This window comes from Streptomyces sp. NPDC088254 (assembly GCF_044740925.1).
Taxonomy (GTDB): Bacteria; Actinomycetota; Actinomycetes; order Streptomycetales; family Streptomycetaceae; genus Streptomyces.
The window spans coordinates 248,384-263,464 of sequence record NZ_JBIURQ010000004.1 but is presented as its reverse complement, the minus strand read 5'-3'; the positions used below and the strand labels follow the sequence as shown (position 1 = coordinate 263,464).

The following is a 15,081-nucleotide window of genomic DNA, read 5'->3' as shown; positions in this document are numbered from 1 at the left end:
CCCGCCCTACCGTCGTGGATACGGCGACGGCGCTCCCGGCGGAAGGAGACGGGCCATGCCAGGACGGCGGGCGGAGTCGCCGGCGATGCCGGCCGGCCTGCGGGCGATGCTGGCCGACCTGGAGGAACTCGTGCGGTGCGAGTCCTTCTCCGCCGACCACGCCGCGGTGGCGCGCAGCGCCCGCACGGTCGGCGTGTTCGGCGCACGGCTGTTGGGTGCCGCGCCGGAGACGATCGTGATCGACGGGGTGACCCACCTGCGGTGGACGTTCGGCAGTCCGCGCGTCCTGCTGCTGGGCCACCACGACACGGTGTGGCCCCTCGGCTCGCTCCGCTCCCACCCCTGGTCGGCCGAGGCCGGGATCGCCCGCGGTCCGGGCGTCCTCGACATGAAGGCGGGCCTGGTGCAGATGTTCCACGCGCTGGCCTCGCTGCCCTCGCCGTCCGGGGTGTGCGTGCTGGTCACCGGGGACGAGGAGGTCGGCTCCCCGACCTCGCGCGCGCTCGTCGAGCAGACCGCGCGGCGCTGCGCGGCCGCCTTCGTGCTGGAGGCGGCGGCCGACGCGCGGGGCGCGGTGAAGACCGCCCGCAAGGGCACCTCGCGGTACGAGATCGTGGTGCACGGCCGGGCCGCGCACGCCGGGGTGGAGCCGCACGAGGGGATCAACGCCTCCGTCGAGGCGGCCCACCAGGTCCTGGCCGTCGCCGGCATCGAGGCCGCGCTGCCCGCCGACGCCGCCCACCCCGTCCTCGGCGCGACGACTGTCACGCCGACGCTGCTGTCGTCGGGCAGCGTCCGCAACACGGTGCCCGCGCGCGCGAGCCTGTGGGTGGACGTCCGGGTGCCGACGGCGACGGCGCAGCACCGCGTCGACGCCCTCGTACGCGGTCTCGCTCCCGTGACGCCCGGCGCGCGTCTGGAGATCGTGGGCGGCGCGCAACGCCCGCCGATGCCACCGCAGGCCTCCGCCGACCTGTTCGCCCTCGCCGCGCGCGCCGCCGCGGACCTGGGCCAGGCGCCCCTGGCGGGAAGAGCCGTAGGGGGATCCTCCGACGCCAACTACACGGCGGCGGCGGGCTGCCCCACCCTGGACGGCCTGGGCGCGGTGGGCGAGGGCCCCCACGCGGACACCGAGCACGTGAAGATCCCCCACATGCTCCCCCGCACCCACCTGCTGACCGAACTGATCACCCGGGTCCTCGCCCGCCGCTGAACCGGCCCGAGATCCGCTGGTCCGTCGGGAGCACCTTGACCCGGGCCGCATGCGCCCGCCACTGCTTCTTGCGTTCGATGATGTCCTTGACGTTCACGTCAGCCTCCCAGCCGGCTCAGTAGCCCTTGAGAGTCAGGGGTCCGGGCAGTGCGACCCTCACTCCTCCTCCGGAGGCGACGACTCCAGAAGGCGTTCCGCGATGTCGTCCGCCCACTCCTGCGCCCACCGGCGCAGCGCGGCCACGGCGGGACCGTCGAGGCCGTACGCGGTGAACTCGACGTCGTCGATCATCTCCGCGCCGGTCAGACGGGCCTGGAGGTCGGCGAGGTCGAAGGCGTCGCGGGCGTGGCGACGGCCCAGTTCCTCCAGCTCGGGGTGGCTCCAGCGCCCCGCGGCGGCGTGGACGTCGATGAGGTCGCGGGCCAGCCCCCGGTCGGCCAACGCCCGGACCTTCGTGCCGACCACGTCCTCCAGGGAGAGGGCGAGACCCAGGTCCGTGGGCACGGGCGGCCGCCACAGCACCTCCTTGAGGACGTCGACCTGGCATTCCTCACCGGTGACCGGTTCGACGACGACCAGCCGGGCGGAGAGGGGATCCGTCTCCGGAGGCCGAGGGACGAGCCACCCGCGCTCCTGCAGCCCCGCCCGGAGCACGCCGGCGATGTCCTCCATCCCGGCCGGGCTCTCGGTCGCGACGGCCACATGCCGTACGACGCGTTCCACGAGCCCGTGCGCCTGGGCGGCGTGACCACCGGTCAGCGCCAAGAGGTAAGGCGCGCCCAGGTCGAGGAGGTCGGCCAGCAGACGGCGGTGCAGATCGGTCACTCTCACAGGGCCAGTCTCGGGCAACGGGCGGCCGACGGCACACATGTCACGCCCGCCCCGTGTAACGCTTCTCCCGCCTCGGACCAAGAACAGACGACGACGTTGCCCGACGACGACAAGGAGGCCGCCCGTGGACGGCGCTGAACGGGGTGAGCCGGAGGCGGCGTTACGGGACCCGCGCCTCTTCGAGGACTTCTACCGACGTCATGTGGACGCCGTCCTGCGCTTCGTGGCCCGCCGGGTGGACGACCCGCACACCGCGGCGGACCTGACCGCCGAGATCTTCCTCGCCGTCCTCGACTCGGCCGCCTCGTACCGCCCGAGTCTCGGCAGCGAGACGGCCTGGCTGTACGGCGTCGCGCGCAACGTCGTGTCGTCGGAGCGCCGCCGGATCGCCCGTGAGGCCGCACGCGATCTGCGCCTGTCCGGGAGACGGCTGCTGGACGCCGACGACGTCGTCCGCCTGGAGGACAAGCTCGACGCGGAGAGCCCGGGGCGGCGCGCCCTGGCCGCGCTGGCGCGACTGCCCGAGGGGGAGCGGGCGGTGATGGAGCTGATCGCCGTGGACCAGCTGACCATCACCGAGGCGGCGGCCGCGCTGGGCATCCGCCAGGTCACCGCGAGGGTGCGCCTGCACCGCGCGCGCCGGGCGCTGCGCGCCGAGGCGGCCGCGACGACGGCGACGGCCGCGACGACGGCATCGGTCCCGACGACTGCGAGTGCCGCGCCCACGGCTTCGGCTGCACCCGTGACCCGGCGGCGTCCGGAGGCGGCGCGGACGCCGGACGGACCCTTGATGTACGTCTCCGGGGGAGAGGCATGAGCACGAGGCCGACGTTCGAGGACCGTCTGCTGGCCGAGCTGAAACGGGACATCGCGTTCCGCGAGCAGCCGCCCCCCGCGACACCGCCGCGCCGCCTGCTCGCCCCCCGCCGCCTGGCCGTCGTGGCGCTGCCCTGCGCGCTGCTCGGACTCGCCTCGCTGCTCGGGCTCGGCCCCGTGCTCGCCTCCGAACCACCGGCCCAGCCGGTCGCGTACGCGGTGCAGGGGCGCGGCGACGGCAAAGTGAGGCTCACGGTCCGGGAGCAGTTCATCAGCGTGGAGGCCCAGGAGGCCCTGGCGAGGGCGCTGCGCCCCTGGGAGATCCACGTGACGATCGACGTACTGCCACCGGGGTACGTGTGCGAGCGCAGCGCCCCCGCTTCCACGCTGGTGGCTCTGGACGAGCAGGGCGACCCCGTACCCGTGGTACCCCTGAAGTCGAGCTGGGACTTCACCCTGGGCAGAGGCGACCTGCTCGCCTTCGAGAACACGGCGGGCGACCACAGGGCCCGCGCGGTCGAGCACTACGCCGCCGGGACCAAGGCGGAACCCTGCGTCTCCCTGAAACTCGCCCTGCCGGACCGCTCGAAGCCGAAGAAGTAACACCCGGCGACCAGAACGACTCGGCCTCCAACGCGCGATCTCCCCCGCGAAGAAAGGCGCTTGTCCATGCCCCCCTCCCAAGTACCCGTGGAACCCGGCCGATTACGCACCGATTCATCGCTCTCACCCCAAGTGACACCGCTGCGGGAGAGACCCAGGGCCGGCTGGCTGGACGCCCTCAGAGGCCTCGCCGCCCTGGTCGTCGTCTTCGACCACTCCTCGTACGCGTTCCTGCCGCAGTTCCGGCAGGAGTTGATGCCTGAGTTCAACACCAGCCGTTACGGCATCATGGTGTTCTTCCTGGTGAGCGGCTACATCATCCCCGCGTCCCTCGAACGCGGCGGCTCCGTGCGGACGTTCTGGATCGGACGCCTGTTCCGCGTGTACCCGCTGTGGGCGGTGGCCGTCACGGTGCTGGCGGCGCTGCACGCGCTGGACCTGGCCCGGATCCGCCCCGACCTGGCGCAGCAGCCCCTGGCCACCGTGGCCGCCGCCCATCTGACCATGTTCCAGGAGCTGTTGGGCACCCCCAACCTCCTGCTGGTCCTGTGGACGCTCTCCTACGAGATGGCGTTCTATCTCCTCACCGTCGCCCTCTTCACGGTGGGCCGGCACTACCGTTCGGCGACGGTCGCGGTCACCCTGGCCGTACTGGCCGCCGCCGGCGTCGCGGCCGGAGTCAGCCTGCCGCCCTCGGCCCTCTCCCACGCCCTGGGCACCGGCCCGCTGGTGGCGATCACCTCCGTCGCCATGACGACCGCCGTCTGCTGCGCCTGCGCCGGGCGGCCCGTACTGCGCACGGCCGGGGGCGTGCTGGGCGGACTGCTGGCCCTGCTGCTGGTGACGGCGAACGGCACGGTCCCCGTCTGGGAGGGGTTGACGATCCTCGCCGTGATGTTCCTGGGCACGGCGATCCACCGCGCCGAGCACGGTCAGGTGAGGTGGCGCGCCACCGCCTGCGCGACCGCGGTGGTGCTGCTGTGCGCCGTGGCCAGTGCCCACGGCCACGGCGACGCCCGCCAGTTCACGGAACGCGGCTGGCTCACGGCGTTCCTGCTGGCCGTCCTCACCTTCGCCGCCGGCTGGGCCCTCCGGCACCGGCGGACCCCCCGCTGGCTGACGGCCCTGGGGGCGATCAGCTACTCCGTCTACCTGCTCCACCCGGTGATGCTGGCCGTGACGGACGCCACGATCGGCCGCTCCGCCCGCGACGACCTCGTCCTGGAGGCGGCCTTCGCAGCCGTTCTCCTCCCTCTCTCCTGGCTGACCCACCGCTATGTCGAGACCCCGCCCCAGAGATGGGGCCGCGCTCTTTCCCGGCGGCTACGGGGGCGAGCCGGCGGATGATCCCGGCGTCACTGTGAGCACCGACCTACCGGTCGGCGAAGCACGGTGATAGACAGCCGGGGTGGAGAAGACTCAGGAGTCCCGTGCCGCCCCGAGGGCGACCGATTCAAGGACCCAAGCCCGACTTCACACTCTATCCGATAGTATGTTCGATCTCGCGATGGTGACCCCTGTCGCCTTTCGTTCATCGACCACTCGACAAAAGCGGCCAGACGATTGATAACCAGACCATCGCGGGTGTTTTCGCGGACAAGCGACAGGATCTCGCCGGTCGCGCGGCGTCATGGGCGCGCAATGCTGTGGGCGACGGCGGGGGCGGTCGCTCTCGTGCTCCTCGTCGCACTGGAGATCGCCGCACGCCGCTACGGCGAACCGGGCCCCATCACCACCCAGGTGGAAGCCCTGGTGTTCGCCCCGAAGCCGGGGCCGCTGTACGGCGGCCTGGCGCTGATGATGGTGGTGCTCACCTGGCGGCAGCGGTTCGTCGCGGCCGGCGCGGCGATCGGCATCGACGCCGTCTTCGCGCTGGTGCGGTGGGCGGTCGACGCCCGGATACCCGAGGACCATTCCGTCGGAAACGGCGCGTTGTGGGTGATGCTGGGCACCGCGGTCATCGCCGTCACGCGCCGCACCGGCCCGGAACGCGTCCTGCTGCTGAAGGGCGTCGGCCTGGCCCTGCTGCTGGTGGCCGGCCGCAAGATCGGCGACACCTGGCTGTTCATCACGGCGAAGACCCGCACCGACGTGCTCGACCCCTACGTGGTGACCGCCGATCAGGCGCTGGGCAACCCGTCGTGGCTGGTGGGCCGGATGGTCGAGGCCACCAGCCCGATCAGCTCCCACCTTCTCCAGTGGGTCTACGCGCAGCTCGCGGTCGCCGCGGTCGTCGTCGCGCTGTACCAGCTGCGCCGCGTGGCGGCCGAACGCCGCTTCCCGCGCCATCACCTGGTCCGCACGTTCCTGGTGATCGGCCTTCTCGGGCCCGCCATCTACATGATCTTCCCGGTCGTGGGGCCGGTCTTCGCCTACGGCCCGGGGGCCTCCGGCACCGGCGGCGTGCAGTGGGCGGTGGCCAACCTGTGGCCGAACACCCCGCCCACGGTCACCGCCCCGCAGCCGGTGCCGTACGACGGTCTCACCCCCCGAAACTGCATGCCCAGCCTGCACACGGCGTGGTCCGTCGCGATCTTCATCCACACCCGCAAGGCGCCCCGCCTGCTGCGGTTCGCGGGCACGTTCTGGCTGATCGCCACGCTCACGGCGACCCTCGGCTTCGGTTACCACTACGGCGTGGACCTCGTCGCAGGCGTGGTGTTCGCGCTCACGATCGAGGCGGGCCTGCGCTCGTTCGACCGGGGCTGGGACCGGGCGGGAGTCCACCTCGTTCTCCACGGCACCGCGGTCTTCGCCGCGCTCCTGGTGTCGTACCGCTTCCTGCCGACGGAACTGGCCGCGTACCCGGCCGTGTCCGGCCCCCTCCTCGTCCTGGCGATGGCCTCGGTGATCTACGGCTACCGGCGCACCACCAGACTCTGGGAACCGTCCCTCGCCCCGGCCCGACGCCCGGAGCCGCAACCCGAGCCGGCCTGAGACCGCCGCCGGAGCCGAAGTGGAACGGCTCGGCCCCCGCGCGCGTCCCCCCTTTCCGGGGCACGGCGTCCGTGTCCGGGAAGGGGGGACGGGGTGCGTACGAGCGGCTTCGCCGAGTGGACAAGGCGGTTCGAGGACGAACGCGACCGCAGGAGCGCCCAGGGCGACCCTGACTGGACGAGGGGCGCGACGCTGCACCCGGCGGTGTGGGCCGGCATCCAGCGCTTCCAGGTCGGTGAGGACGGCGACGGCGCCAACCTCGTAGCCAAAGCCGACCAGGCCGGCGACGCCGACTACGCGCAGGCGGTCAGACTCTTCGTCGCCGAGGAACAGAACCACGCCCGCCTCCTCGCCCTGCTCCTGGCGGCGGGCGGCCGGAAGACGCTGGCGGGCCACTGGAGCGACACGGTCTTCGTGCGGCTACGGCGCCTGATGGGCCTGCGCATGGAACTGCTGGTGCTGATGATCGCGGAAGTGGTGGCCCTGCGTTACTACCGCGCCCTGCGCGACGGTACGGACGACCCGCTCACCTCGGACGTGGCCGCCCGGATCCTGTCCGACGAGCAGCGCCACGTCCCGTTCCACTGCGAGCGCCTGCACGCCTCTTTGACGGAACTGCCCCGTCCGGCGCGCCGCCCGGTGATGGCAGCGTGGCGGCTGCTCCTGCTCGCGGCCGCCCTCGTCGTAGCAGCCGACCACGGCCCGGCCCTACGCCGCCTCGCCGTCGGCCGCCTGAGATTCGTCGCCGACGTCATGAAGTCATCCACGACGGTCGTCACCGCGATCCTGACCCCCGACCCGGACGCCCGGACAAACCCACCCGGACCCTGCCCGAAGCCAGAGGGTCATACCCAGGTCTGACCCCGAAGACCACGGGCAGCCCGTCTACACAGGGCCGCCCTGGCTCGGCTTGCTGATCGCAGCCATGGTCGGCCTGCCGATCGCCGTGCGCCGCCGTTGGCCCGTCGCGGTGCTGACGGCCGTACTGGCCGCCCTGGTCACGGCGTCGCTCCTCGACATCCCCCGCGAGCCGTAGGCCGTCGCCGGGTTCGCGGCCTACCTCGTCGGACTGGCCGAGCCCGCCCGCCGGTCCGTGCCCGCGCTCGCGGTGGCGTGCGCCGCCGTCTACGCCGGGGAAGCGGTGGTCACTCCCAGCGAGGACTGGCGGGGCGCCGTCGGGTTGGCCTCGGTCGTGCTCCTGGTGCGGGCGGCGATCGGTGAGCGGGACGTCCTGGTCGTCAGCCGCGTCGGCGTCGAGGGATCATGCGGGGCGTCCACCTCGCTGTGCCGGACTCGGCCCGGTGCCCAGCTGATCGCCGGGCGTGTGGGGATCACGCCCATGCGGGCCATGTCTGAGGGGGCCCCTGGCGACGTCGTCGTGCTCTACCGGGCGCGCAGCGAGACCGACGCCGTGCTGCTGAAGAGGTGCGCACCCGGTCGCGCTACGGGGCGGGCGGCTGCACCTGCTCACCAACAGAAGCAGCGAGGGCGGCACCCCGCCGTCCGGCCTGGGCAGCCTGCACCGGCTGGTCGGGGCGACGACAGTGTGGCCGCGCGTCCATGACCGCGGGCCGTGCCCGATGTCAGGGCCGCCTTCCCTTCCAGCCGTTTCAATTCCCCTCCGGACTCGAAGCAGCCGAATCCACAGCAGTCGAACTCAGAGCGTCCGAGATGGACTTGACGCCGCCGTGCACGGTGAGCCCGCCGTCGACCGGGATCTCGGCGCCGGTGATGAAGGAGGACTCGTCGGACAGGAGGAAGACCACGAGCGGGGTGATCTCGTCCACCGTGCCGGTGCGGCCGAGAGGGGTCTCGCGGATGTTCGCCTCGCGGAAGGCGGGGGCGGCGGAGGCGGTCATCCCGGTCTCGATGAACCCGGGGTGGATCGTGTTGACGCGGATGCCGCGCGGGCCGAGCTCCGTGGCCGCGGTCTTCGACAGGCCGCGCAGCGCCCATTTGCTGGTCGTATAGGCGACCGGGTAGTGGCCGCTGAGCGCGGCGGTGGAGCCGACGTTGACGATGGACGAGCCGGGTGGCATGAGGGGCGTGAGGTGCTGGATGGCAAGGAGCGGTCCTGTGACGTTGACGGCGTGGACTCGGGCGAAGTCGTCGGGGGTCACATCGCCGAGGCGGGCGCGCCAGGTGATGCCCGCGTTGTTGACCAGGCCGTGCACCTGGCCGTACGACTCCCGCAGTTCGGCGGCCAGCTCCGCCCAGTGCTCCTCGTCGGTGACGTCGAGGCGGCGGCAGCCGGGGGCCTCGGTCACGTCGGTGGCGATGACGCGGGCGCCCTCACGGGTCAGTGCCTCGGCCTCGGCGGCGCCCTGGCCGCGCGCGGCACCGGTCACGACGACGACCTTGCCGAGGAGTCTTTGGGGGTGCAGGTCCTTCACGGCCGCTCCCGGGTGCGGCGGCGGGCGGTCGGCAGCGGCTCGGGCTCCCTGCCCGCGACCACGGTGTTGGAGACCGTGCCGATGCCCTCCACGGTGAGGGTGACGGTGTCTCCCGGCTTCAGCGGGGGCGGGGACTGCTCGCCCCGGACGCCCCACAGCTCCGCGAGGCAGCCGCCGTTGCCGCAGGTGCCGGAGCCGAGCACGTCGCCGGGGCGGACGACGGTGCCGCGTGAGGCGTAGGCGGCCATCTCCTCGAAGGTCCAGCTCATGTTGGACAGCAGGTCCTTGCCGACGACCTCGCCGTTCACCGAGGCAGTGAGCGCCAGGCGCAGAAAGCCGTCGGTGTCGCGGTACGGCTCCAGCCCGTCGGCGGTGACCAGGTACGGGCCGAGGGTGGCGGCCGTGTCCTTGCCCTTGCACGGGCCGAGGCGGACCTGCATCTCACGGGACTGCAGGTCGCGGGCCGACCAGTCGTTGAAGACGGTGTAGCCGATGATGTGGTCCCGTGCCTGTTGGGGCGTCAGGTCCCGCCCCTCCCGGCCGATGACGGCGGCGACCTCCAGCTCGAAGTCGAGGACTCCGCTGCCCGGCGGCACCGGGACGTCGTCGTGGGCGCCGATGACGGCGTACGGGTTGGTGAAGTAGAACGTCGGGGCGTCGTACCAGGCTTCGGGCACCCCGCCGACGCCGGCCCCGTCGACGGAGCGCCGTACGCCTTCGACGTGTTCCTCGAAGGTGACGAAGTCCCGCACGGTGGGCGGCTGTAGCGGTGGCAGCAGCCGCACCTCGGACACGTGAGGGCCCGGCGGGACGTCGAGCGTGGCGGCGCCGGCGCGCAGGAGCGCGTCGAGTCCGTCGCCGCAGCTGATCAGCTCCGTGAGCGAGCGCGCCCCGGGAACCGGGTGGAGGGTGCCGTCCTCCGCCACGACGGCGACCCGTCGCTGGTGTCGATGTTCATAGGTGGCGAAACGCATGCACGGCTCCAGGCTCCGGGGGTCTTCGAACAGCGGTGGAAACCGGGGACGCGGCAAGGGCGTCAGGGCGGTCGACAGGGCCACCGCGTCCCCGGGGTTCGAGGGGGTCAGACCGGCGGGGCGACGAAGCAGCCGCGGTCGACGTCGTTGAAGGACTCCTTGGCGACCAGTTCGTTCATGGGGTTGGCGGTGCCCCACTGGTCGGTGACCTCGGGCCGGGAGAAGTCGTGGACGTGGGGGTGCCAGGTGTCCTCGTCCAGCAGCTCCAGTTCCGTCGTGTACTCGACGGTGTTGCCGTGCGGGTCCAGGAAGTACGTGAACGTGTTGTCGCCCGCCAGGTGCCGGCCCGGCCCCCAGACCTTCTTGAAGCCGGCGCGGATCACGCGGCCGGAGCCGCGCATGTACTCGTCCAGGCCGCGCATCTCGAAGGAGACGTGGTGCAGGGAGGTGTGCGGGCCCTTGGCGATGGCCATGGAGTGGTGCTGGTTGGAGATCCGCATGAAGTGCATGACCTCGCCCATGTGCGTCGAGCTGAGGGTGTCGGAGAGCCGGAAGCCGAGGTGGGTCTCATACCACTCACGGGTCTTGTTCAGATCGGGGGAGTTGAGCACCACGTGCGACAGGCGTACCGGGATCGCCTCCTTCTCCTCGATACGGCGGTGCTGCCGTGCCTCGACATCGGCGGAGACCTCGATGGTGCGGCCGTCGACGTCGAAGAAGCGGAAGCCGTAGCCGCCACCGGGTGTGTCGATCTTGCCCGGCTGGGAGATCAACTGAACGCCTCTCGCAAGGAGTTGATCGGCGAGGGTGTCCACGTCCTCGGTGGAGGCGGCGCCGTACGAGACGAGGTCGAGGCGCTTCTCCTCGGCCTTGCGCAGCCGTACCACGTACTGCTCGGGGCTGCCTTCGGCGGCGAGGAAGGAGATGCCGGAGTCCTCGGCGACCTGGGTCAGGCCCCAGACGCCGGCGTAGAAGTCGAGCTGCTTGTCGTAGTCGGGCACGGCGAGGTCGACGTGCCGCAGATGTGTGAGCAGGCGGGTGCTCATGGCGGGTTCTCCTGTGCGGGGGTCAGGTGAGGCGCAGCAGCGTTGTCGCGTTGCCACCGCGCACGGCGTGGAAGTCGTCGTCGGGCAGGCGTGCGGCGCGCAGTGCGCCGACGGGGTCCTCGGTGCCCATGTCGAAGGGGAAGTCGGAGCCGAGCAGCACACGGTCCGGGCCGACCGCGCCGATCAGCGCCCGCAGTTCCTGCGGGTCGTGGACCAGGGAGTCGAAGTACAAGCGCTTGAGGTAGCTGCTGGGCAGGTGGGCGCAGCCCGCTCCCGCGTCGGAGCGGGCCGACCAGGCGTGGTCGGAGCGGCCGATGTGGGTGGGCAGATAGCCGCCCCCGTGCGCGGCGATCACCTTCAGCTCCGGGTGCCGGTCCAGCACCCCGGAGAAGATCAGGTGCGAGAGGGCGACGGCGTTCTCGGTGGGCTGGCCGACGGTGTTGGACAGGTACCACTGGTCGAGGCGCTCGTCGAGCGTGCAGCCGAAGGGGTGCAGGAAGAGGATCGCGCCCGTCTCCTCGGCCCGGGTCCAGAAGGGTTCGTACGCGGGGTCGGACAGCTCCCGGCCTGGCGCGTGCGAGGAGATCTCGACACCCAACAGGCCCATATCCACGGCTAGCTCGAGCGCGCGCACGGCCGACTCCGGGTGCTGCAGGGGGACGAGGCCCAGACCGTGCAGCCGGTGGGGCGCCCGGGCGCAGTGGGCGGCCGTCGCCTCGTCGGCCAGGCGGTACACCTTCTCCGCCGTCTCCTCGTCCGCCCAGTAGTGGTAGTGCGAGGGCGACGGGCTGACCAACTGGACGTCCACACCCTGTGCGTCCATCGCGGCCAGCCGTACGGCAACGTCCGTCAGCCTCGGAATGCGCTCGGCGACCATGGGGCCGCTGACGGCTTGGGCCGCGGGCCCGTTGCGGCGGGCGTCGAGGGCCCTGGCCTCCGCGAGGCCCGGCAGGCCGGCCACCAGGGCCTCGACCTCGGGGATCAGGACGTGCGCGTGTACGTCGACAGTCGGGGAAGTGTGCGCGTCCATGCTCGACGAGGGGCGGGGGTCGGGCTGGGGGCGGCTCCCAGCGGTAGCCGGGGGCGGGTGGGCCGTCACGGCAGCTCCTTGAGCACCGGCATGGTGGCGCCCAGCAGCCCGGGCACGTCACCGGGCACGCCGTCGAGCTGCCACTGCCCGATCTGCACGGACGCTTCGACGACCAACCGGACCCGATCGATCCGCCGCTCGTGGTAGCGCGTGAGCAGTTCCTCGTCCCACGCGGATCCGCTGGTCAGCAGCTGGGACAGCACCCAGGCGTCCTCCATGGCCATCGCCGCGCCCTGGGCCATCGTGGGCGGGCAGCAGTGCGCGGCGTCGCCGACGAGGACGACCCGGCCCCGGTGCCAGGACCCCTCGACCAGCATCCGGTCGAACCAGGTGTAGTTCACCTGCGCCGGGTCGGTGATCGAGTCACGGATCTCGTCCCAGGCACCGCCGTAGCCCTCAGCGAGGCGGCGCATCTCCTGCGCGTAGGACTCGGGCGGGATCGTGTCGCGGTCGCGGCCGGCCTCCACCAGATAGGCGTAGATCGTGTCCTCGCCGGTGGGCGTGTAGCCGGCGATGTAGCAGGGCCCGCCGTGGCAGAGGTCGCTGCGCTCCACTCCGGCCGGGCGGGGCGCCGGGACACGCCAGATGGCCATGCCGGTCGGCTCGGGTTTGACGTCGATGCCGATGGCGGCGCGGGTCGCGGAATGCAGGCCGTCGGCGGCCACGACGAGGTCGTAGCTGCCCTCGGTGCCGTCACTGAACCGGACGGTCACTGACGTGTCGTCCTCGGTGAGGATCTCGGCGGTGGTGCCGAGCCGGATGTTCGCGCCGGATGCCCGGACGGCGTCGACGAGGATGCGCTGGAGCACCGGGCGCTGCATGCCCAGGGTGGCGGGGAGGTCGTCTCCGCCGGTGCGGAGGACCTCGCCGACGTGGAGCACGGTGCCGTCGGGCGTCGTCAGCCCCAGGGAGTCGAAGCCGAAGCCGCGCTCGCGGACCTCGTCCCAGACGCCGATCTCGCGCAGTACGCGCAGGGCGTTGCCCTGGAGGGTGATGCCGGAGCCGCGTACGTTCCAGTCCTCCTTGACCTCGACGAGGTCGACGTCGACGCCGGCCCGCCGCAGCAGCACGGTCATGACGTTGCCGGAGGTACCCCCTCCGATGACCAGGACTCTCTTTCCTTCCATGGCCGACTCCCTTGTTGGACGGTTCACTTGACGGCGACCGGATTGACGGGGGAGCCGACGGCTCCGGTGATGGGCAGGGGCGCGGCGGTGAGCCAGAACTCGTGCACGCCGTCGGACGCGCAGTCGTCCGCGAGAGCGTCGGGGTCCCACATCTCGCCGATGAGCAGGCCCATGTTGGGGATGACGACCTGGTGCAGCGGCTGGAAGGCGCCGTCGAACTCGTTCGGCCGTACCTCGAAGCCCCACGTGTCGGTGGCGATCGCGGCGATCTCGCTCGCGTGCAGCCAGCCGGCGGTGGTGAAGGACAGACCGGGAGAGTCTCCGCCCGCGTAGTCGCCCCAGCCCTCGCGGCGGGCGCGCGTCAGCCGCCCGGTCCGGACGATGACGATGTCCCCGCGGCCTACGGCCACGCCGTGCGCCTCGGCCGTCGAGGTCAGGTGTTCCTCGGTGATCGCGAAACCGTCCGGCAGTTCCCCGCGTTCGTCGCCGATCACCCGGCCGACGTCGAGGAGGACTCCGCGCCCGGCGACGTACGGGGCCATGTGCTCGATGCCGGTGACCAGATCGCCGTCAGAGGTGACGACCCTCTCGGCCGCCCGCCCGTTCCACGCCTTGCCGTGGTCGAAGATGTGTCCGAGCCCGTCCCACTGGGTGGAGCACTGCAGGGGCATCGTGATCACGTCGTCGGCGCCGCCGATGCCGTGCGGAAAGCCCTGGTTGCCCAGCGCCGCGTCCGTTCCCGTGTCCAGCATGGTGTGGACGGGGTTGGTGCGGCGGCGCCAGCCCTTCTGCGGCCCGTTCATGTCGAACCGCTGCGCAAGCGAGAAACTCATGCCCCGGCGGACCAGTGCCGCACCCTCGCGGCGCTTGGCCTCGTCGAGGAAGTTCAGCGTGCCGAGCACGTCGTCTTCGCCCCAACGCCCCCAGTTGGAACACCGCTTGGCGGCCTCGGCGATCGCGGCCTCGGCATCCGGGGGGTCGGGCGGGGCCGTCACGACGCGGTCCTCTCGGCGACGCAGCGGTTGCGCTGCGCGCCCAGGCCCGTGATGGAGCCCTCCATGACGTCGCCGTCGCGCAGCAGCCGTCCCCAGTGCATGCCGTTGCCGGCCGGGCTGCCGGTGAGCACCAGGTCGCCGGGCAGAAGCCGGGAGGTCCGGGAGATGTACGACACCAGCCGCGCGATGCCGAAGAGCATGTCCTTGGTGGACTCGTCCTGCATGGTCTCGCCGTTGAGCTTCAGCGTGACACGTAGGTCACCCGGGTCGGCGATCGCATCGGCGGGCACGATCCACGGGCCGAGCGGGGTGAAACCGGGAGCGTTCTTGCAGCGCAGCCAGTCGGTGCCGATGGCTTTCATGTCCCGGCGGAAGACGGTGGAGCGGTCGGTGAGGTCGTTGGCGATGGTGTAGCCGGCCACGTACTCCAGGGCCTCCGCGACCGTCACCCGGTAGGCGGGCCTGGCGATGACGGCCGCCAACTCCAGCTCCCAGTCGGGCTGTTCGGCCCAGTCCGGAAGTACGACGTCGTCGAAGGGGCCGGTGATCGCGCTCGGCAGGCCGATGAACACGTACGGCAGGTCCTCGGCCGCCCTCCGGTCCATGACCGCGGCGATCTCCGCGCGCGCCTCCTCCACCGTGCGAGGGTCGTCGGGGGCGCGGTGGGCGACCTCCAGGTCGATCACGTGCTGCCGGTAGTTGGCACCGGACTGGAAGACCTGGCGGGGCGCGACCGGCGCGTGCGCCCGCAGGTGCTCCAACGGCCGCCAGTCGGCCGTCTCGTCGGCCGCTACCTCGTGCAGGCGAGGGAGCAGCTCGTCCCAGCGCTCGAAGATCCCCCGGGCCGTCAGGGCCGGCTCCCCGAGGGCCGTACGAAGATCCAGAACGCGCCCCCCGGGGGTCACAAGACCGGGGAAAGGCGCCAGGTCGGAGGAGGAGAGAACGCCAAGGGCGAAGGGCCCGGAGAAGGAGAAGGACGCGGAAGCGACTGCGAGGTTCACGGGAATGTCCTCCAGATTGCGGTGAGACCAATGTGACCGCCACCCCGTAATCTGG

General features: G+C 71.9%; 16 protein-coding genes. 7 read left to right on the top strand and 9 right to left on the bottom strand.

What is annotated here, in order from left to right; all coding sequences use genetic code 11:
- Positions 1 to 55 precede the first annotated feature (55 nt).
- On the top strand, positions 56 to 1,213 hold the full coding sequence (locus tag ACIOC0_RS14190; protein WP_402155292.1) for a M20/M25/M40 family metallo-hydrolase: 1,158 nt from the start codon (positions 56 to 58) through the stop codon (positions 1,211 to 1,213).
- Here ACIOC0_RS14190 and ACIOC0_RS14185 read toward each other — a convergent pair.
- Positions 1,188 to 1,310, bottom strand: a complete 123-nt coding sequence (locus ACIOC0_RS14185) for a hypothetical protein (protein ID WP_402155291.1) — start codon at positions 1,308 to 1,310, stop codon at positions 1,188 to 1,190. The genes ACIOC0_RS14190 and ACIOC0_RS14185 overlap by 26 nt on opposite strands.
- A gap of 59 nt (positions 1,311 to 1,369) precedes the next feature.
- Positions 1,370 to 2,044 (bottom strand): nucleotidyl transferase AbiEii/AbiGii toxin family protein, encoded by a 675-nt coding sequence (locus tag ACIOC0_RS14180; RefSeq protein ID WP_402155290.1) that lies wholly within the window; start codon positions 2,042 to 2,044, stop codon positions 1,370 to 1,372.
- 124 nt (positions 2,045 to 2,168) lie between these two features.
- On the opposite strand from ACIOC0_RS14180, the gene ACIOC0_RS14175 reads away from it, so the two are divergent.
- The 6 genes from ACIOC0_RS14175 to ACIOC0_RS14150 all read left to right on the top strand — a co-directional run bounded on the left by ACIOC0_RS14175 (position 2,169) and on the right by ACIOC0_RS14150 (position 7,436).
- Positions 2,169 to 2,861 (top strand): RNA polymerase sigma factor, encoded by a 693-nt coding sequence (locus ACIOC0_RS14175; protein WP_402155289.1) that lies wholly within the window; start codon positions 2,169 to 2,171, stop codon positions 2,859 to 2,861.
- A complete protein-coding gene (locus tag ACIOC0_RS14170) occupies positions 2,858 to 3,463 on the top strand; it encodes a hypothetical protein (protein WP_402155288.1) in 606 nt (201 codons plus the stop codon). Before ACIOC0_RS14175 ends, ACIOC0_RS14170 begins: the two co-directional genes overlap by 4 nt.
- A 141-nt stretch (positions 3,464 to 3,604) precedes the next feature.
- Positions 3,605 to 4,810 (top strand): acyltransferase family protein, encoded by a 1,206-nt coding sequence (locus ACIOC0_RS14165; protein ID WP_402155511.1) that lies wholly within the window; start codon positions 3,605 to 3,607, stop codon positions 4,808 to 4,810.
- A gap of 294 nt (positions 4,811 to 5,104) precedes the next feature.
- Positions 5,105 to 6,400 (top strand): phosphatase PAP2 family protein, encoded by a 1,296-nt coding sequence (locus ACIOC0_RS14160; protein ID WP_402155287.1) that lies wholly within the window; start codon positions 5,105 to 5,107, stop codon positions 6,398 to 6,400.
- A 93-nt stretch (positions 6,401 to 6,493) separates the two neighbouring features.
- Entirely contained in the window at positions 6,494 to 7,261 is a 768-nt protein-coding gene (locus tag ACIOC0_RS14155) for a ferritin-like domain-containing protein (RefSeq protein WP_402155286.1), read from the top strand.
- 49 nt (positions 7,262 to 7,310) lie between these two features.
- Positions 7,311 to 7,436, top strand: coding sequence for a hypothetical protein (locus ACIOC0_RS14150; RefSeq protein ID WP_402155285.1), 126 nt, complete (start codon positions 7,311 to 7,313; stop codon positions 7,434 to 7,436).
- A gap of 574 nt (positions 7,437 to 8,010) precedes the next feature.
- On the opposite strand, the gene ACIOC0_RS14145 is transcribed toward ACIOC0_RS14150, so the two are convergent.
- From ACIOC0_RS14145 to ACIOC0_RS14115, 7 genes are all read right to left on the bottom strand, one after another.
- Positions 8,011 to 8,793 (bottom strand): SDR family NAD(P)-dependent oxidoreductase, encoded by a 783-nt coding sequence (locus ACIOC0_RS14145; protein WP_402155284.1) that lies wholly within the window; start codon positions 8,791 to 8,793, stop codon positions 8,011 to 8,013.
- A complete protein-coding gene (locus ACIOC0_RS14140) occupies positions 8,790 to 9,767 on the bottom strand; it encodes a fumarylacetoacetate hydrolase family protein (protein ID WP_402155283.1) in 978 nt (325 codons plus the stop codon). The genes ACIOC0_RS14145 and ACIOC0_RS14140 overlap by 4 nt, the downstream gene beginning before the upstream one ends.
- A gap of 107 nt (positions 9,768 to 9,874) precedes the next feature.
- Complete coding sequence (locus ACIOC0_RS14135; RefSeq protein WP_402155282.1) at positions 9,875 to 10,813, bottom strand: VOC family protein; 939 nt, start codon at positions 10,811 to 10,813, stop codon at positions 9,875 to 9,877.
- A 22-nt stretch (positions 10,814 to 10,835) separates the two neighbouring features.
- Entirely contained in the window at positions 10,836 to 11,912 is a 1,077-nt protein-coding gene (locus tag ACIOC0_RS14130; protein ID WP_402155281.1) for an amidohydrolase family protein, read from the bottom strand.
- Positions 11,909 to 13,030 (bottom strand): FAD-dependent oxidoreductase, encoded by a 1,122-nt coding sequence (locus tag ACIOC0_RS14125; RefSeq protein WP_402155280.1) that lies wholly within the window; start codon positions 13,028 to 13,030, stop codon positions 11,909 to 11,911. Before ACIOC0_RS14125 ends, ACIOC0_RS14130 begins: the two co-directional genes overlap by 4 nt.
- A 23-nt stretch (positions 13,031 to 13,053) precedes the next feature.
- On the bottom strand, positions 13,054 to 14,025 hold the full coding sequence (locus tag ACIOC0_RS14120) for a cyclase family protein (RefSeq protein ID WP_402155279.1): 972 nt from the start codon (positions 14,023 to 14,025) through the stop codon (positions 13,054 to 13,056).
- Positions 14,022 to 15,026 (bottom strand): fumarylacetoacetate hydrolase family protein, encoded by a 1,005-nt coding sequence (locus tag ACIOC0_RS14115; protein WP_402155278.1) that lies wholly within the window; start codon positions 15,024 to 15,026, stop codon positions 14,022 to 14,024. Before ACIOC0_RS14115 ends, ACIOC0_RS14120 begins: the two co-directional genes overlap by 4 nt.
- Positions 15,027 to 15,081: the final 55 nt, after the last annotated feature.